Raw genomic sequence first — 19,783 nt, forward strand, 5'->3', positions numbered from 1 at the left:
GGAATGACGAAAATTGTTCAGGAAGATATACAGCGGATTTATGCGGGGCTTTCGGATGCCGAGCGGCGTACCCTTTCCGGAAAAACCGTTCTGGTAACCGGCTATGCAGGCTCTTTGGGCTATCTGCTGATGCAGTTTCTGCGGGCTTATGGGGAATCCCTGGAGATTCCCCGCGTGATCGGGATTGATAATTTCCAGTTTGGCAGGCCCGTCTGGGTGGATGAACTGCGGGCAGACCCCCGTTTCCAGCTGATTGAGGGGGATATTACTGTCTGCGGCCTCTCCCCCGCTGCCGATGCGCAGATCATCCTGCATATGGCGTCACTGGCTTCCCCAGTCTACTACCGGCTGCACCCAATCGAAACGATTGATGCGGATGTGATCGGGCTGCGGCGGCTGCTGGACTTCTACAGGGACCGGGAAATCTACAGCCTGCTGTTTTTTTCTACCAGCGAAATTTATGGGAATCCCGCGCCGGATCAGATCCCCACGCCGGAAACCTATTTCGGCTATGTCAATACGTCCGGCCCCCGCGCTTGTTATGACGAGTCCAAACGGTTTGGCGAAACCCTCTGCTATAACTATCACCATCAATACCAGATGCCGGTCACTGTCATCCGCCCGTTCAACAGCTTCGGACCCGGCCTGCGCACCAACGATCAGCGGGTTGTAGCCGATTTTGCGAGCAATGTCCTCAACAAGGAGGATCTTGTTATCTATAGCGACGGAAAGGTCACGCGGACGTTCTGCTATGCTTCGGATACGGTCACCGGTATGCTGAAATGTGCGCTCTATGGCGCTTATGGGATTTTCAATATCGGTTCGGACCAGGAGGAGCTTTCGGTCGCGGGTCTTGCACAGGTTTATCGTGAGGTAGCGGAAAAACAAACCGGCTACAGCGGTCAGATCTGCTACCGTACCCACAGCGATATCCATTACCTGACCGACAATCCGCAGCGGCGGTGTCCGGACCTCTCCCGCGCCAGAACGCTGCTCCACTACGCTCCGCAGATTGACACCCGCCATGGGGTCGGCCGTTATCTGGAGCATCTTCTGGAAATGGAGGAATCACGCATATGATCTCGGTATTTGGGCTTGGTTTCGTGGGATTGACCACTGCGCTGGGGTTCGCACAGCTGGGATTTCAGGTGTACGGTGTGGAGAAGAGCTTGTCCAGACGACAGATGCTCCGCGAAAAAACAATCCCTTTTGCAGAACCATCCCTGCGGGAACAGCTGGAAACGCATCTTGGAGGACCGTTCCAGCTTGTGGATTCGGTGCAGGAGGCGGTAGAAAACAGTGGGATTGTCTACTATTGCGTAGGAACCCCCTGTGGGCCGGATGGGGCGGCGGATTTGACCGACCTGTTCGCGGCGCTGGACGAGACAATGCAATACAAGCAGGAGGGAGAAAAACTCCTGCTTGTGATCAAATCGACGGTCCCACCTGGAACCGTCGAAAACCGCGTCCTCCCTTATCTGGAAGCACAGGGTTGGAAGAATGGCGTAGATTTTTCCCTCGCCAACAATCCCGAATTCCTGCGCGAAGGGCACTGCTGGGAAGACTTTATCCACGCGGACCGGGTGGTGATCGGCTGCTCGGATGACTGGTCGGAACAAAAGCTCAGGATGCTTTATGAAAAACTGGGCGCTCCCGTATGCGCTGTCTCATGTTCCACCGCCGAATTTATCAAATACCTGTCCAATAGTCTGCTGGCCACGATGATCAGCTATGCAAATGAGATGTCCGAGGTTGCCGAGCGGATCGGTAAGATTGATACTGCCGAGGCTTTCCATATCCTACATATGGACCGGCGCTGGGCAGGTGCAGAGATGGCGTCTTATGTATACCCGGGCTGTGGGTACGGTGGTTACTGCCTGCCCAAAGATACCAAGGCACTCTACGCGCTGGCAAACAGCATCGGGCTGCAGCTGCCGCTTTTGGGGAGTGTGATCCAAACCAACGAGCAGATGCCGGAAGTCATCGCCAAGCGGATCATGCAGCGGGTTTCCCAGGAACAGCAGGTCGGTATTCTGGGACTATCGTTCAAGCCAGGCTCCAATGATGTCCGGGACTGCACCTCCGCTAAGGTGATCCGGCTGCTTCTGGAGCATGGCTATCGGCGGATCATCGCCTATGATCCCATCGCAATCCCCGAGTTCCAATCCTGTTACCCGCTGGACATCCAGTATTCCGATTCTCTGGATGAAATCTGCGATCGCTCGGACAAACTGGTGATCCTGACCGGATGGCCGGAATTTAAAGCGGTGAAAGCAGGTACCCCGGATAAGGTGTTGGATTATCGTTATCTTTGATAAGGAGAGGACAAACTGTATGCATCAGGCCAAGGCTGTTTTTATGATGGTTGTCTACGATACGCCCGAGAGTTGGCTTCGTCAGGCAATCGAAAGTGTTTTGCAACAGACCTGTCCGGATTTGTATCTCCTGATTCAGGACAATGGTTCCACCGGTCGAACCGCTGAAATCCTGCGGGAATATGCCGGCAGGGATACGCGGATCGTATTGTTCCGCAACGAGGTAAACAATGCGATGACGCCGGAGGAAAACGCAGCTTGGTGGAACCTGGTCTGCCGGTATACCCTTGAGCTGGAAAGCGAATATTTCGCCGTTCTGGATTCGGACGACAGCTATGCGCCGGATTTTCTCGAGGTGATGTACCAGATAGCAACCGAAAAACAGGCGGATCTCGTTGTATGCGGCACCACAATGGTAGATGAATCCGGAGAAAAAACACTGCGGGAACGGCTTCCGCCTGCACTCGCGCTGGAACGCCGGGAGATGTCTGCAAGCCAGTTTGCGCAGGAATACGGCTCCTTCCGTTCGGTATGGGGGAAGCTGTTCCGCGCTTCCCTTCTCTGGGAGTATGGCAATGGATTTGTGCAGGCCGCTTCCCAACAGGTTCGTAACGGTGCGGATACGTTCTGTATCCTGTATCTGATGCGCAAAATCACCCGGTTTGTTTCGGTCCCCAAAAGCCTGCATACCTACCGGATTCGAAACGCTTCGGTCTATCAGGGCACACAGGGTGAGCTGTCTCCCAACCGCGTCCGAGAGGGGGAACAGCTTTTTCTTGCAGCGTGCCAGACTGCTAAATCGTATACTTGCCTAAATTGGGAGGCCATGCATTTTCTGTACGATGTATACCATTATCATATTCATGACCTGCTCGCTTCCCTTCTGGATAATCCCAGCATGTCGCCGGAGAGCAAGGTATCCTATTTTCGTACAGTGCTGGACGCGCCGCTGTTTGCACAGATCGGTGAAACCTCCAACAGGATGGTGTGGCTGGTGGATCAGATGCTCCTGCGGCTGTTGACACCTGCCCCGCCGCTTCCGCTGGAATACTGTTGTTCCCTGCTCCATCGGAAGGACTCCGCCAAGCAGGATATCGGTAAAAGGCAGCTTCTGGAGCTTTTGGACAGGGATGCGTGGGAACAGGCCCGCAGAGTCGAGGCCGCGTTGGTGGTACAGTGCCCACTGGATGAGGAGCTTCTTTATCTGCGCCTGCGCCGGATGGCAGGCTGCGGAGAAGATTGGGAAAATGCCCGCTATGCCGCACAGATTGCCCGGCTGCTTTATCCTGAGAATACGGCAATCGGAAAGCTGGCCGAAAGTTTGGAGAGCTGATAACGAAGAAGGAGAAGTTTGAATGGGTAGAAGGAAAAGGCGTATGCAGGACGCAAAACGTCCATTGTTGAGCATCTTTGTCTCTGTATATAATCTGGAGAGCTATATTGAACAATGTCTGGACAGCATTTTGCAGCAACCGTTTCAGGACTATGAAATTTTACTGTTCGACAACGGGTCGGTCGACCGCAGCATTGAAATCTGCACAGGCTACGCGCAGAGATATCCCGACAAAATCCGTTATTACAAGCTGCCTCTTCCCACTGTGGTTGGCCGTCCCCACCATCTGGCCTGCACAAGAATGCGGGGGCGCTATTTTATGCAGATAGATGGCGATGATTATCTGGCATCCGGCGCCTTACAACAGATTTCAGATGCTATTCTGAAACATCGGCCGGATATTGTAACCGGCTCTTTCGTTTCCGATGTTGAGCCGAATGCAATTAATAGAAATGATGCCATATTTGAACCTGAAAAAATTAATGATGTCCCTTATGAAGATGCTGTTGCATATCTATCTGAGCTTCCTCAATTTCATATTGCACCTTGGCGCTATATTTTAAAAAGACATATTATTCCTAAATTTGCAACCGGTAAAAGTCGGCTTCATCGAAAAAAAAGAATCAATAAAAAGAGGCAGATTCTTCGCAACAAAAACGACATCCCGCTATACTGTAAAAAACGTTATAATTGGAACCTAAGTGTACATGGAGAGGCCAAACTGATTGTTACCATTTTTGAAAGCGGCCAAAGTATCTACTTTCTGGAAAAACCTTTCTATGTTTACCGGCAAAGAACCGGCAGTATTTCCGCCCTTCCCCTCTCTATGCTTTCGGGAAATCTCCTGGCCGGGGCCAGGCTTCTTACGATCCTGTGGATTGTGAAATGGAACCGATGGGAAAAACACTCTGCATTTCGGAACAAAATATGTATTGAATTTATGGAGCTGTATCGCCAACTCTGTTTTTTAAATACCAGCTATGAAGAGAGCCAAATGGCTGAAGTGATTCGGGCTTACAAGAAGTCTCTGCAACATCTCAAAAATTGTGACACTACCGAATTGCATGCACTCTACGAACAAATCCAGTTGCTTGGAGCGGAACGTGGCCTGGCCTCTTACAGAGAGCAGCAAACGGAAAAACTAATGGTAGGTTGCAAAGGATTTTGCGGAAAGTCTGTCTATGTTTTTCCCACAGGATTTTGTGGGGAAGCGACAGCCGAACTTCTGGCTATCCAAGGTATTTCCGTCACCGGATTTTTGGATAATGATCCTTCTAAAGATGGAATTACTATTCGCGATAAGACATGCTGTATTCCTCAAAAATTGCAGGGATACAGTGACAAAGAAAAAAAGAACACTGCGGTTATAATCGCAACCTCTTATCCGAAGCTTTCTCCTGCTCTACGAGACCAGCTCGTAGAAATGGGAATCCCTGAGGAAAATATTTATATACGTTAACAGAATGGATGCTGCGGAGGAACAATATGAAGGCAAAAATGACTGTGATTATCCTTACCTATAACCGGGCAGAGATGTTAAACCGGGCAGTGGACAGTGTTCTTGCCCAAAGCTTTCAGGAATATGAGCTGCTGCTGATTAACAATGGCTCTACCGACAATACCTCCTCCATCTGCAATGCCTATGCGGAAAAAAACAATTCGGTCCGGGTGTCCACATTACCCGTCAATCAGGGAATTTCCGCAGCCAGAAACTTCGCTCTGGATCAGGTGCGGACAGAGTTCTGCATTTTCATTGATGATGACGATTTTATCGAACCGGATATGCTCGCACATCTTTATGGCATGGTGCAGGATTTTCAGGCCGATATTGCGATCACAGGCTGTGTAGACGAATATCCGGATGGACGGATTGTTCCCAAATATCAGTATGATGAGCGCTATATTCTGAATCGGGAAGAAGGCGTTTCAGAGTTTTTAAAACGGGAAAAATTCCACACTTCCCCTGGCACAAAACTATTCCGTTACCGCCTGTTTGATGGCATCCGCTTTCCGAAAGGCGTGCTGATCGACGACATTCATACCATCTATAAATTGTTTGTCGCAGCCAGCCGGACGGTTGTGCAGGGGATACCGGACTATCATTATTGTAAGCATGTCGGAAATGCTACTGGTTTTCTTTCCGGATCACTTTTGCGTCCGGAAGTTTTGGAAGATTATCTCAATATGCAGGAAGAGCGGATCGCCTACATCTCCGAAAAGCTGCCATCTCTGACGGAACAGACGGTCTACGCAAAATATTCCTATCTGATTTCGATGGTCGAGCGGATCGAAAAGGGGGAAGCGGAACGCTGTGAAGCGTATCTAATCAGAATGAAGAACACCCTGCGGGAGAATGCGGACCGTTTTCTGCAAATGAAATGGGTCACCGAACGCGAGCGCAGGTTAATGGCACAATATATTTTGCATTAGGAGGAAGCCATATGCCGAAACTGATCCAGTTTGATGGGACAAATTTATACTGTGATGGTGTTCCTGCCAATGTATCAAATGAAATCATATCCAGCCACGATAAAAATAAAATCCAAAGCAGGCCTATTATCCTTTATGGCATTGGCACAATTGGTCTCTGCGTTCTGAAAGAATTCGAATACGCAGGAATCCCGATCGCAGCAGTCTGCGACTCCCATAAAACAGAATTTTATTCTGATGGAACCATAAGGCCGGTTGTACCTCTTCCGGAAGCACTTACAAAGTACCCGGATGCTTATGTGCTGATTGTCTCAATGGCTTTTTATGACGAGATCGCTTCAACTGTCCAAGCCTATCTGCCTAAAGACCGCATCCTTGATATTCGGGAATTGGCAAGTGAGTTACCAGACGCAACCGGCCTTATTTACAGGGATTATGTCATTGAGCATCTGGATGCATTCAATTGGCTGGCGGAGCATCTGGAAGATGACCTGTCTCGAGAAGTCCTCCAAGGGGTTTTATTGGGGAGGATCAATAGGGAGCCTTCCTGTTTCAGTCGGATTTCCAGTTCATGCCCCTATTTTACCAGCGATATTGTGCAGCTCCGGGAGGAGGAGACCTTCGTAGATGGCGGCGCCTACATTGGTGATACGATTGCTGACTTTCTAAAAGAATCGAAAGGAAATTTTCGGAAAATTTTTAGCTTTGAGCCAAGTAAAGGGCATTGCGATCAGATTCGCAGCACCTATGCGAATCTGATCGCGCAAGACCGTCTTGCGCTGTTCCAAAATGGTCTTTGGAGTTGCAGGAAGTCTTTTCGCCTTATTGAAGATGACGCAGGCTCCTACCTCGCTACAAATCCCCACAAAGAAGGCTTTGTCGTGGAAACAGCCGCGTTAGATGACTGCATCACGGAACCGGTCAGTTTCATCAAAATGGATATTGAAAGTTCCGAGCTCCATGCCCTGCAAGGCGCCCAACATCTGATCCGCAAATACCGTCCAATTCTCACGATCTGTGTCTACCACAAAAAAGAGGATCTCCTTGAAATTCCCGCTTATATCCATAGCCTGCAGCCCGGATACCGCTATTATCTGAGACATCATAGCAACCGTGCGTATGAAACGGTATTCTACGCAATCCCTGAGGAACGGGTCAAGCATAACTGAAAAAAGAGGTGGTTCATGTGTTCTCCTGAGGGCAGCTTGAAAGAACAAAACAGCCGTCCAGTCTGATAGGATCGACGTAGAAAGATGTCACAATATATTTTGATTAGGAGGGGCTCATATGCCAAAACTGTTCCAGTTTGATGGGACAAATTTATACTGTGATGGTGTTCCTGCCAACACCCCTGATGAAATCATTTCTCACTATTATAAAAACAACCTGAAAGACAGGCCCCTCATTATTTATGGCGCAGGGGAACTAGGAAACTGGTATTTCAAGGAGATGAAACGGCTCCAAATTCCGATTGCAGCGGTTTGTGATACCCATAAGGCGGGGGAGTCCCTTCCCAATGGAATGGGAAAGATACAGTCTCTTTCTGAAGCGCTGGAAAAATATCCTTCTGCTTTTATCATCATCGCTTCCTTTTCTTTTTATGATGAGATAAAATCATCTATCCTATCCGATCTGCCAGAAGAGCGGATTTTTTCTCTTCATGATCTTCTGTTGACTTATCGGCCCATGAGCGTCGGAAGTGCATATCGGAATTATCTGATCGAGCATCTGGACGCATTTAACTGGTTGGCAGATAATCTGGCGGATGATTTATCCCGTAAAACATTTCGTGAAGTCATCCTAGGAAGAATCAACGGGGATATCACCTGTTTTCGTCGGATCACACAACCTGATGAGTATTTTCCAAGTGATCTTATCCAACTTCAAAAAGATGAGGTATTTGTAGATGTTGGCAGTTATAATGGGGATACCATCCAAGTTTTTCTGGAAAAATCAAATAGGAACTTTAAAAAAATATTTGGATTCGAACCGAATAAGGAACAATTCGATCAAATTCATAAAATCCACGCAGATCTGGTTGCACAAGGCCGTCTTGTTCTTTTTCAAAAATGCCTTTGGAATTGTGCGGAAACCCTTTATTTAGTAGAAAATGGAGCTGGGTCTTATCTAACCACTGAAACAGATCAAAAGGACTTTGTTGTGGAGGCCACTGCTTTGGATGACTGTATCCTGGAACCGGTCAGCTTCATTAAAATGGATATCGAAGGTTCTGAATTAAAAGCATTGGAAGGCTCCAAAAATCTAATCTGCAAATACCGTCCTGTACTGGCGATCTGCGTCTATCACAAAAAAGAGGATTTTGTAGAAATCCCTCATTATATTCATAATCTGGGATTAGAGTATCGATACTATTTGAGACATCACAGCGACTATGTGGATCAAACTGTATTTTATGCGGTTCCCATCGAGCGGCTCAAACACATCTAAAAGGAGGCTATTTTATGCGTTCACCAAGTGAGATGCGCATTATTGAAATCGATATTACCAATGCCTGTATCCATCAGTGCTCTAATTGCACGAGATTCTGTGGGCATCATAAGACTCCCTATTTCATGGAATGGGAGATGTTTAAAAAGAGTGTGGACTCCCTTCTCGAATATGGGAGATGCATTGGAATGATGGGTGGAGAACCTACTCTGCATCCGCAGTTTGAACGGTTCGCGCGTTATCTAGCAGAAGTCTATCCTGGACAGCACCATGTCCCCTCCAGTAATCAGCCACTTCCTGTTTTTTCTAACTACATCCGGGATAAAAACTATCTGCAGCACGAATGCCTGAACCGGCATAAAGGCCCCGGCTTGATGAGTGCTACCAGCAAACGATACTTCCAGCATTTTGATCTGATTCAAAAGCTCTTCAGCTATCAGAGCATCAACGACCACAACAATCCCAGCCTGCACCAACCGGTTCTGGTCAGCAGGAAAGACCTTGGGATTCCCGATGAAAAGTGGTTTCCTATGCGGGATAACTGTTTTTTCCAGAACCAGTGGAGTGCTTCGATCACACCAAAAGGGGCTTTCTTCTGTGAAGTTGCGGGTTCCCTGGATATGCTGTTTAACGGGCCAGGCGGCTGGAAGGTGGAGCCGGGCTGGTGGAAGCGTACCCCGGACGAATTCGGTGACCAGCTGCAATGGTGTGAACTTTGCGGCGGCGCGTTATTCCAGCAGGGCAGGCTGGCGAGTGAGGAGATTGACGACGTCTCCCCTTCCCTTCTGAAAAAGCTGGAGGAGGTCGGCAGTCCCAAGCTCCGACGGGGAGCGGTATCGGTCCTGCAAAATCTTACGGGATACGACGGTCAAGAGATGCCAAATACCCGGCGTCGGTACCTCAGTGACTTTACCAAGCGCGTTTCAGCGTGCAATCAGGCCATCTATCCCGACGGGATTTCCACGATTCTGCCTGCCCTAGACTGTGCGTTCGGCGCGCAGATGAACCAGGCGCTTGCACAGGCCGAAACGGGCTGGGTGTATCTGCCTGAAGCCCCGGAATCCCACCTGGGTGAACAGATGGTGGAGCGTCTGAAACAGGTGGTTTTGAATCCGGAAGTGCTTTACCGGATTGACAAAGAAGGCGAATCCGGCTGGCTGTTCCATCGGCGGGCCAAAGCGCTCCGTCAGGCAGGCTTTGACGGAATCGCCCACTGTGTTTCCAGGGAGGCATTCCTTGCTTTTTGGCCGGAGGAACAGGGCTGTGTGCTTGCCAGTGCGTTTGACCAGTTCCAGAATCCGGACTTAGAGGTCTGGGCCGCATATGCACAAAGCGCCGCAGCCGAACATCAGGATGAGATCGAACGATGCCTGAAAAAAATTCGGAGTGATTATCAATGAAGAAAGCGATCGATCGGGACTTTTACAAAGGAAAACGGTTCTTTGTCACTGGGCATACCGGCTTTAAGGGAAGCTGGATGTGCAAGGCTTTACAGATGCTGGGGGCGCAGGTCTGCGGATACGCGCTGGAGCCGCCCACAGAACCCAGTCTGTTCCGAATGTTGGAACCCGGTGCAAATATGGAATCCATCATCGGGGATATCCGGGACAGCACCTCCCTCAAGCAGGCTATGCTGCGGTTCTCCCCTGACTTGGTGATCCATATGGCTGCCCAACCGATCGTACGGGAGGGGTATCGAAATCCGGCCTATACGTATGAAACCAATGTGATGGGTACCGTCCATCTCCTGGAGGCTGTGAGGGAATGCCCGTCGGTGCGGTCATTTTTAAATGTGACCACCGACAAGGTTTATCTGAACCGGGAATGGGAGTGGGGGTATCGCGAAGAGGATACGCTGGATGGATACGACCCCTACTCTAACAGCAAAAGCTGTTCGGAACTGGTAACTGCTGCCTACCGCCGTTCCTTTTTCTCCGGGGAGGGATGTCCCGCGATCTCGACCGCCCGCGCTGGCAATGTGATCGGCGGCGGGGACTTCACCACCGACCGCATCCTTCCAGACTGCTTTCGGGCGGCTTCACAGAAAAGTCCTGTGTCTGTGCGGAATCCCCATTCCTGTCGGCCTTACCAGCATGTACTGGAACCCGTCTTTGCCTATCTGCTGATTGCGCAGGAGCAGTACCGCGATAAAAAACGGTTTGAAGGCTGCTATAATGTCGGCCCCAATCTGAAAGACTGCATGGAGACTGGAGACCTCGTGGACCTGTTCTGTGCCTTATGGGGAGATGGCCTGCACTGGAAATCCCAGCAGGACAGCAATGAGCCTCACGAAGCTAACTTTTTGCAGCTCGACCATTCCCGTATCTCATCCGTTTTTGGTTGGCAGCCCAGGTGGGACATCTCACAGGCCATGCATAAAACCGTAGAATGGTACCGTGTGTACCTGAATGGCGACCCTGTGGAGCCACTAATGAAACAACAAATTCGAGAATATATGGAAATTTGAGTATGAAAAAAGCGATTATAACAGGTGCCAGCGGGTTTCTTGGCGGATGGCTCCTACAAGAACTGTCTGCCAGAGGTGTCCAGACAATCGCTGTCCTGCGGGAGGAAAAAAGCTGCGAATGGGTAAAAACGTATACACCCGGCACCCAGACCCTCATCTGCCCGCAGGAGCAGATCCAGACGCTGCCGGACCTGCTGCCAGACTGTGATGCGGATGTCCTTTTCCACCTCGCATGGGAAGGTTCCACAGGGGCAGAACGGGCAGACACCACCCTGCAGCTGAAAAATGTACAACATACGCTCGATACAGCCAAAGCCGCCGCCAGCTTGGGATGCAGACGGTTTGTGGGGGCGGGCACGCTGGCCGAGCTGGACTGCAACAGCTATATCCCGCTGGATGGCTCTTCCCCCAACCCAGTAAGCTGTTATGGTACCGCGAAGATCACCGCACACTACATGAGCAAAGCCGTCTGTGGGCAGCTAGGGATCGACCATCTCTGGGCCTGTATTTCCAATACTTATGGCGCCGGAAATAAGACACAGAATTTTGTCAATTTTGCGGTCCAGACGATGCTGTCCGGAAAACCGGCCAATTTTACCAGTGGGGAGCAGATGTACGACTTTGTACATGCCTCCGATGTGGCACATGCTCTCTTCTGTATTGGGGAATCCGGACAGAAAAACTATACTTACTATATCGGAAGCACAAAACCCGACCAACTCAAACGGTTCATCGTAAAAATCCGGGACGCCGTAGACCCTTCCATCCCGCTGCATCTCGGGGCAGTCCCGTTCAACGGCATCAGCCTGCCTGCATCGGTGTTCGACTGTTCGAGCCTGTGCAGGGATACCGGGTACAAGCCGCGCGTACCCTTTGAAACAGGCATCCGTGAGGCTGTCGGCTGGCTCAGGAAACAGAAAGAGGAGGGGAACTTTTGACCCGCAAGTTTTCGTTTACAACCACCGAGATTCCGGGTTTGACTCTGATACAGGCGTTCTGCGCGGAGGATGAGCGTGGATACTTCCTGAAAGACTACTCCCGCGAACTCTTCGAGCAGAATGGGATTTCCCACGACCTTCAGGAAGTCTTCTATACCCGCTCACACAAAGGCGTCATTCGTGCACTGCATTTCCAGCGTGAAAAGCAGCAGCCTAAATTGGTCCGGTGCATCGTTGGCAGGATTTACGATGTTGTTGTTGACCTGCGCATGGATTCCCCCATGTTCCAGAAATGGCTCGCGTTCGAGCTGGACGGGGAAACCCATCAGGAACTGCTGATCCCGGCGGGCTGTGCGCATGGATATCTGGTCCTGGAACCGTCCATCGTTTCCTATAAATGCTCCGAACGTTTTTATGCGGAGTACGATGACGGAATCCGCTGGAACGATCCCGAAATCGGGGTGGAATGGCCGCTGGAACGAGTCGGGAATCGGATTATCCTGTCTGAAAAGGACCAGAATTTACAGTCCTTCCGACAGTTTGCAGAACGCTATGGCGGTTTTCCATCGAACTGAAAACCGGTCCGCATCTGTAGACGGTTTCTTCACCTGCAAAAAATCCCTGATGGGATCAGAAAAGCCACTCGTTAAACGAGTGGCTTTCTTTTTCTGCCAAAACCGTCAACGCAGGAAGCCGGGCAGTTCTGTGCGATCGGAAAATCCCATCCCGAACGCCTTTTCCCGCAAAGCGGTATAAAGTTCCGCGTAGCTTGCCTCGATGTACGGCTGCAAAAAGATCCATCCGACACAGCAGCTCAACAGTGCAAGCAGATACCATCCAACAAACGAGAGGTCGAGCAGGAGCATCTTCCACTTTTCCCCGTGTGTCATATCGCGGCTCAGTTCAAACACCCGCTGCTGCGGAAGATCAGGGCGTTCGGAGAGGATATAAGGAACCATACGGTATTCATAATGCTTGATGATCGGGAGAATCGAACAGAGTATTCCGATCGCTGCAACCGGCAGGGCTGACAAAAAGACAGAATATGCGGCCACTGCTCCAAACAGGAACTCCATCACAAACAGAATCAGACAGATGACAACCAGCAGCGACTCCTCCACCAGGAGGACAGCCACGCCCAGCCCCAGCAGGGGACCCATATTCATCCACGAACTGCCGTCCATCATCACCAGAAGAAACGATATGATAACTCCCGGAAGCCGGTTGAGAACCCTCCAGAGGAAGAGTTTGAGATCCCGCATAAAAAGAGTCAGGATAACATTTTTATACCGCTGCCCTCCGCCAGTAAAGGCAAAAAAGAGTTTTTCGAAGATGCTCGGCGCTTCCCGGCTTTCGAGAAAATAACGGTTCCTTCCCATCTCAACCGGGTTGCCCAAAAGGACCTTTGCCGCGAGAGAGAACAGTACCCCGATGGCCCCTGCCCCCAGAACCGCAGACCAGAATACCGGGTTGTAAAGGAGCTCTCCGTCCAAGTCCAGACTGCCGGAAACCCCTCTTGAGGTCCCCCCGGCAATACCGCCTACCAGGTTTCCCACCAGGCAGACGAGCAGCGCCATCCAGTAATACCGTCTCAGTCTGGATTTCGCTTCAGATTTGATCAATGCACGATTCCACATAGAAATCCCCCCTTATCTATATGATACCACAGAATAGCGGAAGATGACAGACCCACAAAGCGTTTTATTTCTTCGCAGCCCTCTTGAATGGACTGCCCCTCCCCCATCGCTGTACGGAACAGGTTCTACATGCGGTGGTCAGATCGGGCGGGTCGCTTCTCTGAGCCAATGCTGTTCCTCCTCGGTCAAGAACGGGCCGATCTGTTCGTATACCCGCTTGTGATAGGCGTTAAGCTGTTCACGCCCACGGGCGTCGAGCAGGGATGGATCGACCGCGTCCAGGTCGATCGGTGCGAGGGTCAGCGTCTCAAACCGCAGGAATCCATCTGTCTCCGCTTCGCGGCATGCAAGCTGATTTTCGAGCCGCACCCCAAACCGGCCGGGCAGATAGACTCCCGGCTCATCCGACACCACCATGCCAGGTGCGAAAGGGGCGGTATCGTTGCGGGCAGTGATCCGCCAGTTGAATCCAATCGGCGGTTCATGCACACAGAGCAGGGAACCGATCCCATGCCCGGTACCATGCCCATAGTCCAGTCCATTGGACCAGAGCGGGCCGCGTGCGAGCACATCCAGATGCCGTCCGCACACCCCAATCGGGAAAACCGCTGCCGAAAGGTTGAGCATCCCCTGTAGGACGAGGGTAAAACACCGCTTTTGCTCGGCGGTGGCAGAACCGATTACGACAGTACGGGTCAAATCGGTGGTGCCTTCGAGATATTGTCCGCCAGAGTCAAGCAGCAGCAGTCCATCCGGCTCGACCGGTACATCGCTTTCGGGCGTCACATGGTAATGGACGATCGCCCCATGCGCTCCAAATCCGCTGATCGTGATAAAGCTCGGCCCCAGGCAGCCCTCCTGCCCGAGACGCAGCGTGTCGAGCTTCTCCGCAATCTGTGCTTCGGTGGGGTGCCCGCCCTCCATACCGGTTTTCAGCCAGCAGAGCAGCTTGGTCACCGCGACCCCGTCTTTTTGGTGGGCTTGCCGCAGATGTTCCAGCTGGACCGCGTTTTTGACCGATTTTCGCAGAATCGACGGGTTTTCCCCTTCGATGATCTGTGCCTTTGCCGCCTCGAGCCGCAGATAAAATGCGTAGCCGACCCGCTCCGGCATCAGCAGGACCCGTTTCCCCGAAAGCACCTGCTCCACCGTTTCCTGCGCTGCCTCATAGGGCAGGACTTCAACACCCAGCCGGTCGAGATGCGCCCGCACCTGTGCATCCAGCTTCGCAGGGTCGATAAAGAGCAGCGCGCGGTCGGGCAGTACTGCCAGATAAGCGAGCGCAACCGGGTTATAGGCGATGTCTCCCCCGCGCAGATTGAGCAGCCATGCAATGTCGTCCAAGGTCGCGATCAGGTGCGCGTCCGCGCGGGCAGCAACCTGCTCCCGCAGCCATGCGAGCTTTTTTTCCGCCGGCTCTCCGGCGTACCGCTCGGACAGCACCCAGACTGGCGCATTGGGCAGCGGCGGACGGTCTTTCCAAAGTTCCCCTGCGAGGTCGCGGTCGAGGAACCGCGCCTGCCCGCCGAGCGAATCGAGCAGTTCAAGCGCCTGCCGCGCGGTGAGGGTCCGCCCGTCCCCGGCGAGCAGGCCGTCCGCCGGCATCCCCTCTTTCAGGTAAGCCGCGACCGTCGGACTGTCCGGATGTCCGGTGTGGAACAGGGTGATCCCGCTTCCCGACAACTCCTGCTTTGCCTGCAAAAAATAACCCTCATCGGTCCAGAGCGCCGCCCGGTCAGGCAGTACCACAAGCGTTGCGGTTGTGCCGGTGAACCCAGTCAAAAAGCGCACCGTCTTAAACGCCTCACCGATGTATTCCGATGCGTGAAAATCTGAATTTGGGGCGATATACGCATCCACGCCACAGGATTCCATCTGTGCGCGCAGCGCCGCAAGCGGCCGATCTGACATAAAAATCCCTCCAAAAACAGCCGCCGGGGCGCATCTGCACACCCGGCGGCCAAACAGTTTTTTGAACCTTTTTTACTGTGCCGCCTCTCCCGCCGGGGAAGCACCTGCCGCAGCGTTCGCTTCGAGTCTGGGTTTGACGACCTTTTTCCACGCATGCATCGCGAGGGACATTGCAATAACGCCATACGAGACAAACACGCGGAAATATTCACCGATCATCGCGTTGCCGAACAGCTCTTTACCAGCCAGCGGCGCAACGATGAAGAGGGTATGGAACAGGATAACACCGATAATCGCCTGTTTATTGGTGGCCTTCTGTACCGAAGCACCGCCAACCACCAGAGACGCGATCGCAAACTGTCCGACTTGGGTATGCGCGCCATAGGTAGAGAAGGTACCGACGTTCTGGAGGAAGATCAGCTGGCCCCAGCTCGCTAGGACGGTCGAAAAGATCATCGCAATAATGCGGGTCCGGTCAACATTGATGCCCGCAGCATTCGCCACAACGCGGCTCTGTCCTACTGTACGCATATTCTGCCCGAGCCGGGTTTTCATCAGCGCAGTGTTGAAGAAACAGAGTGCGGCAATGCAGAGATAGGTCAGCACCGGAAGCTGCACATAGACCAGCACATTATAGATCGCGGGCACATAGGTCAGCGCATAGAGCAGCGCTGCCGCGATGCAGGCCGCGATTGCGCGGTTGCGGGGCCAGTCGGTTTTACGCATCTTGCAGAGCGCAAACTTTACAGCCTGCCAGATGAGCGTCCCGAAACAGGCCAGCTCCACTGCATTGAGCAGGCGCAGACGGTCGGACGAGAGGAACCGCTCGACAGCCGGGATGAAGGTCAGCGCATAGACCACCACCAGTCCAACCAGCGAGACCGCTGTCCGTTTCCAGTTGATCTCCTGTTTTTTGGCCAGCTTGACGACCGCCGAAATGACCGTCACAGCAACCGCAATATAGAACCCGAATTCGATGATGGTCAGCATCGGGACCGTATCCAGCGAGTACTTGATCGTGTCCTTGAGGTCGATCGTATTCTTGACGCCGACCCCAGTGGAAATCATCAGCTTGGGATTGTCAATCGGGATCACGCCGCCGAGAATGAAGAGGAAGAAGAGCTGGTAAAGGCCGTCGGTAAAGTAGCCAAGTACGAGGCCGCCGATCATCTCCGCGCCCTTCATGTTGTTGAACAGCTTACCCACGAGGTAGCCAAAAAAGACTGCCAGAGGGGTGGAGAGCAACGCAGTCAGCAAAAAGCCGCTGACACCCGTGAACCCCCAATGGGTGGTAAAGAAGATCGCGATCTGCGCCGCCATCGCGCCGATGACAATACCAAAGTTGAGTCCCAACCCCGCAAGAACCGGGATAATCAGCGCGAGCACAAGGAAGCTGTTGCGTGCAATACGGGTGAACAGCTCGCTCACAACAAAGTTCATCGACTGCCCGGAAGCAATGGTGCCGCCAATACAGAGGAATACGAACAGGACGACAACCTTGTTTTCGAACAGGAACGTGGTAATTTTGTTTTTAGTCACGGCTCTCACCTCCAGTCTGGGCCAGCGCATAGATGATGATTCCGTTCGAGATAATCAACCGCATGACCTCCGAGAGGTTTCCCTCGGGGATAAACAGGTTGATGACCGGAAGTCCCAGCGCCATAATGCCCTGATAGAGGAAAGTACCGATCAGAACATGCGAAATCTTTGCGCGGGTCGCAGATGCGCCGCCGATCAGCACCGCCGCAACCGAGGTAAAGCCCATCATCATCGGGCCGTTATACAGCTGCATGAATCCGAACCCCTGTGCATAGACGAGGATTCCCACCGCGGCAATCACCGTGGAAAGGGTGGTCCCAATCAACCGCATCCGGTTGACATTGATGCCCGAAGCCTGTGCAAACATCGGGTTTGCACCCGCCGCGCTCATCGCCGCCCCTGTTTTGGAACGCATAAACAGCCAGACCAGCAGGCACATCAGGAAAAAGAAGAGCAGCAGCCCAGTGGGAATTTCGACCTTGCCGAACGGCAGATTGATCGAAAATTTCAAGGTATTGTTCATGACTCCACTATAGGAGGACGCGAGCGAGATGGTGTTGCGCAGACCTTCGCCCGCATTGGGGAAGATCAGTTCCCCGCTTTTGAACGGCAGTATCGTCCACACGATGTTCATAAAGGCGATGATCGAGAAGCCAACATAGGTGGTAACCGTCATCTCCGAGCCTTTGACCCGGTTGAGCAGCAATCCATAGAGCCAGCCGATGCCGGTGGAAAGGACGACGCCGATCACGATAGCGATCAGGACCGCGACCCACATGGCAAAGAGCGGATGGATGGCCACAAGGGAAGGCATCTCAGCAATCTTCCACTCAATGACAATCAGGCCGCCGAGCAGGCCGCCGACAATACCCATCGAGATACCGAAGTTCAGGCCGATGCCGCACTGGACCGCCGGCACCATCGCGAGCGCAAGCACCCCATACATACCCCAGCGGCGGATGATGTCGCTCACAATCTGCATCAGATCCATGCCGAACCCGCTGGCTGTGAACAGCAGCAGCAGGAAAAATCCGCCAATGATGATACGGGGCAATCCGACCTGCCGCACAACCCCTTTGACATTGTCACGCATGCGCTCCGCCCCCTTTCTTCTTGTATGCACCGGACATCGCAAGCCCGTATTCCGCATCCGAGTCATCCGGTTTGAGGATGCAGGCGAGTTTGCCGTCCGAGATAATCGCGATCCGGTCGCTGATCGAACGCAGCTCGACCAGCTCGGATGAGACGATGATGACCGTCATCCCTTCCTCCCGGTTGAGTTTAACCAGATATTCGAGCACCAGCTTTTTCGCGCCGATGTCGATACCGCGGGTCGGCTCCGAGACAAACAGCACATCCGGGCCGAGGGTAAGCGCCCGCGCAAGGCAGACCTTCTGCTGATTTCCGCCCGAGAGCCGCCCAGCCGCCTGCTTGATGCCGGTGCAGCGGATGTCCAGGCGCTTGACCATCTCTTCCGACCATTCGTGCGCCTGTTTGCTGTCATAGAGACGGAACCAGCCGTATTTTTTCAGGAATTTGTTGTTGACCTGCATCGCAGAAAAGACGATATTCTGCTCAATGCTCTCCTCCAGCAGAAGGCCGACACCGCGCCGGTCCTCCGAGACAAACGCCACCCGATGGTTGAGCGCCTCTCCCAGCCGCTTGAGGTTGAGGGTTTCCCCGAAAATCTGTACTTCTCCTTCGGCCGGATAAAGCCCCATGATCCCGTTGGGGATACCCAGTTTACCCTGACCGGCCAGCCCGCCGATCCCGAAAATCTCGCCTTTGCGGATGTCGAGGTCAACCCCTTTGACCGCTTCTCCCGGCATTGCGACCTGGAAGTTGCGCAGCCGCACCGCGAGGTCATCCTCCTTGATCGTGCGGTTGTCCTCGAGGGTATCGTCAACCAGCTTTTCTACCTTGCGTCCGATCATCAGTTCCGCAATCTCGACCACACTGCTGCCCGCAATCTCTTTGCGCGCAACGAACTCTCCATCCCGCAGGATGGTCATGCTGTCGGCAACCTCCATGACCTCGTCCAGACGGTGGGTGATGAAGATAATCGCGATCCCCTGTGAAGCGATTGTGCGCATCGCATCTAGCAGCCGCGCGGCTTCGCTTTCAGTGAGCACAGCGGTCGGCTCGTCGAACACAAGCAGCTGGATACCGGTCTTGTCGATCTCGCGGGCAATCTCGATAAACTGCATGTAACCGACCGGCATTCCCTTAACAAGGCTGTTTTCATCCACCTTGAGGCCGATCGTCTTGAGCGCCTTGCGGGCGTCCCGCGCCATCATGTCGAAATCGAGCAGCTCCATCGAACGGCCTGCCAGCCGGCTGAGGAGGGTGGGATGGCTGATCTCGCGCCCCACCTTGATATTCTCTGTGACGGTAAACCCAGGGATCAACATAAATTCCTGATGCACCATACCGATGCCCAGTTCCATCGCCTTGAGCGGCGTGTCGATCGTAACCTTCTCACCGTTTACCTCAACGCTCCCCTCGAACCCTCCGGTCCCATGAATGACCGGCATACCGAACAGGATGTTCATTAAGGTGGATTTTCCAGCACCATTTTCCCCCATTAGCGCATGAATCTCGCCAGGATGCACGCTCAGGTTGACTCCTTTAAGGACTCGGTTGCCGGAATATTCTTTGACTATGTTCTCCATTTTCAGGATGTAACGGGTAGGGTCCAATCCTATACCCCCTTTATGATATCAGAAAAAACTGTTTTGTTCGTAGCCCGACAGCCGGAAACATCC

Annotated in this window: 16 protein-coding genes; 11 read left to right on the top strand and 5 right to left on the bottom strand. The window is 52.6% G+C overall.

Annotated elements, in window-relative coordinates:
- Positions 1-3: 3 nt before the first annotated feature.
- The 11 genes from D5269_RS04430 (at position 4) to rfbC (ending at position 12,506) form a co-directional block, all read left to right on the top strand.
- Positions 4-1,080 (top strand): NAD-dependent epimerase/dehydratase family protein, encoded by a 1,077-nt coding sequence (locus tag D5269_RS04430; RefSeq protein WP_016314977.1) that lies wholly within the window; start codon positions 4-6, stop codon positions 1,078-1,080.
- Positions 1,077-2,315 carry a nucleotide sugar dehydrogenase gene (locus tag D5269_RS04435; RefSeq protein WP_016314976.1) on the top strand — a complete coding sequence of 413 codons (1,239 nt, stop codon included), beginning with the start codon at positions 1,077-1,079 and terminating at the stop codon, positions 2,313-2,315. The genes D5269_RS04430 and D5269_RS04435 overlap by 4 nt, the downstream gene beginning before the upstream one ends.
- A gap of 19 nt (positions 2,316-2,334) precedes the next feature.
- Positions 2,335-3,648, top strand: a complete 1,314-nt coding sequence (locus D5269_RS04440; RefSeq protein WP_120483782.1) for a glycosyltransferase — start codon at positions 2,335-2,337, stop codon at positions 3,646-3,648.
- A gap of 43 nt (positions 3,649-3,691) precedes the next feature.
- Positions 3,692-5,107, top strand: coding sequence for a glycosyltransferase family 2 protein (locus D5269_RS04445; RefSeq protein WP_166545139.1), 1,416 nt, complete (start codon positions 3,692-3,694; stop codon positions 5,105-5,107).
- 26 nt (positions 5,108-5,133) lie between these two features.
- Positions 5,134-6,078 (top strand): glycosyltransferase family 2 protein, encoded by a 945-nt coding sequence (locus D5269_RS04450; RefSeq protein ID WP_158604853.1) that lies wholly within the window; start codon positions 5,134-5,136, stop codon positions 6,076-6,078.
- Positions 6,079-6,089: 11 nt separating this feature from the next.
- Positions 6,090-7,247, top strand: coding sequence for an FkbM family methyltransferase (locus D5269_RS04455; RefSeq protein ID WP_158604854.1), 1,158 nt, complete (start codon positions 6,090-6,092; stop codon positions 7,245-7,247).
- Positions 7,248-7,365: 118 nt separating this feature from the next.
- Positions 7,366-8,526: an FkbM family methyltransferase gene (locus tag D5269_RS04460; RefSeq protein ID WP_120483786.1), complete on the top strand. Its 1,161-nt coding sequence runs from the start codon at positions 7,366-7,368 to the stop codon at positions 8,524-8,526.
- Between the two features lie 14 nt (positions 8,527-8,540).
- Entirely contained in the window at positions 8,541-9,926 is a 1,386-nt protein-coding gene (locus tag D5269_RS04465; protein ID WP_120483787.1) for a radical SAM protein, read from the top strand.
- On the top strand, positions 9,923-10,993 hold the full coding sequence (gene rfbG, locus D5269_RS04470; RefSeq protein ID WP_120483788.1) for a CDP-glucose 4,6-dehydratase: 1,071 nt from the start codon (positions 9,923-9,925) through the stop codon (positions 10,991-10,993). Before D5269_RS04465 ends, rfbG begins: the two co-directional genes overlap by 4 nt.
- 2 nt (positions 10,994-10,995) lie before the next feature.
- A complete protein-coding gene (locus tag D5269_RS04475; RefSeq protein WP_158604856.1) occupies positions 10,996-11,931 on the top strand; it encodes an NAD(P)-dependent oxidoreductase in 936 nt (311 codons plus the stop codon).
- Positions 11,928-12,506, top strand: a complete 579-nt coding sequence (gene rfbC / locus D5269_RS04480; protein ID WP_016314968.1) for a dTDP-4-dehydrorhamnose 3,5-epimerase — start codon at positions 11,928-11,930, stop codon at positions 12,504-12,506. Before D5269_RS04475 ends, rfbC begins: the two co-directional genes overlap by 4 nt.
- Before the next feature lie 105 nt (positions 12,507-12,611).
- Here the strand turns inward: rfbC and D5269_RS04485 are convergent, their stop codons facing one another.
- From D5269_RS04485 to D5269_RS04505, 5 genes are all read right to left on the bottom strand, one after another.
- Positions 12,612-13,568: a DUF975 family protein gene (locus tag D5269_RS04485; RefSeq protein ID WP_016314967.1), complete on the bottom strand. Its 957-nt coding sequence runs from the start codon at positions 13,566-13,568 to the stop codon at positions 12,612-12,614.
- Between the two features lie 138 nt (positions 13,569-13,706).
- Complete coding sequence (locus D5269_RS04490) at positions 13,707-15,479, bottom strand: aminopeptidase P family protein (protein WP_120483790.1); 1,773 nt, start codon at positions 15,477-15,479, stop codon at positions 13,707-13,709.
- Positions 15,480-15,551: 72 nt separating this feature from the next.
- The gene (locus D5269_RS04495) at positions 15,552-17,018 is read right to left on the bottom strand and encodes an ABC transporter permease (RefSeq protein WP_243126626.1); all 1,467 of its coding nucleotides are present in this window, start codon (positions 17,016-17,018) and stop codon (positions 15,552-15,554) included.
- Entirely contained in the window at positions 17,011-18,111 is a 1,101-nt protein-coding gene (locus D5269_RS04500) for an ABC transporter permease (protein WP_120483792.1), read from the bottom strand. Before D5269_RS04500 ends, D5269_RS04495 begins: the two co-directional genes overlap by 8 nt.
- Positions 18,104-19,717 carry a sugar ABC transporter ATP-binding protein gene (locus D5269_RS04505; RefSeq protein WP_120483793.1) on the bottom strand — a complete coding sequence of 538 codons (1,614 nt, stop codon included), beginning with the start codon at positions 19,715-19,717 and terminating at the stop codon, positions 18,104-18,106. Before D5269_RS04505 ends, D5269_RS04500 begins: the two co-directional genes overlap by 8 nt.
- Positions 19,718-19,783: the final 66 nt, after the last annotated feature.

The sequence above is a fragment of the Anaerotruncus sp. 1XD42-93 genome (assembly GCF_009917605.1).
In the GTDB taxonomy this organism is placed as follows: domain Bacteria; phylum Bacillota; class Clostridia; order Oscillospirales; family Ruminococcaceae; genus Anaerotruncus.

Bases quoted from the DNA above. Each gene is read 5' to 3' on its own strand.
- D5269_RS04430 (WP_016314977.1), top strand. From the start codon at position 4: ATGACGAAAATTGTTCAGGAAGATATACAGCGGATTTATGCGGGGCTT.
- D5269_RS04435 (WP_016314976.1), top strand. From the start codon at position 1,077: ATGATCTCGGTATTTGGGCTTGGTTTCGTGGGATTGACCACTGCGCTG.
- D5269_RS04440 (WP_120483782.1), top strand. From the start codon at position 2,335: ATGCATCAGGCCAAGGCTGTTTTTATGATGGTTGTCTACGATACGCCC.
- D5269_RS04445 (WP_166545139.1), top strand. From the start codon at position 3,692: ATGCAGGACGCAAAACGTCCATTGTTGAGCATCTTTGTCTCTGTATAT.
- D5269_RS04450 (WP_158604853.1), top strand. From the start codon at position 5,134: ATGAAGGCAAAAATGACTGTGATTATCCTTACCTATAACCGGGCAGAG.
- D5269_RS04455 (WP_158604854.1), top strand. From the start codon at position 6,090: ATGCCGAAACTGATCCAGTTTGATGGGACAAATTTATACTGTGATGGT.
- D5269_RS04460 (WP_120483786.1), top strand. From the start codon at position 7,366: ATGCCAAAACTGTTCCAGTTTGATGGGACAAATTTATACTGTGATGGT.
- D5269_RS04465 (WP_120483787.1), top strand. From the start codon at position 8,541: ATGCGTTCACCAAGTGAGATGCGCATTATTGAAATCGATATTACCAAT.
- rfbG (WP_120483788.1), top strand. From the start codon at position 9,923: ATGAAGAAAGCGATCGATCGGGACTTTTACAAAGGAAAACGGTTCTTT.
- D5269_RS04475 (WP_158604856.1), top strand. From the start codon at position 10,996: ATGAAAAAAGCGATTATAACAGGTGCCAGCGGGTTTCTTGGCGGATGG.
- D5269_RS04485 (WP_016314967.1), bottom strand. From the start codon at position 13,568: ATGTGGAATCGTGCATTGATCAAATCTGAAGCGAAATCCAGACTGAGA.
- D5269_RS04490 (WP_120483790.1), bottom strand. From the start codon at position 15,479: ATGTCAGATCGGCCGCTTGCGGCGCTGCGCGCACAGATGGAATCCTGT.
- D5269_RS04500 (WP_120483792.1), bottom strand. From the start codon at position 18,111: ATGCGTGACAATGTCAAAGGGGTTGTGCGGCAGGTCGGATTGCCCCGT.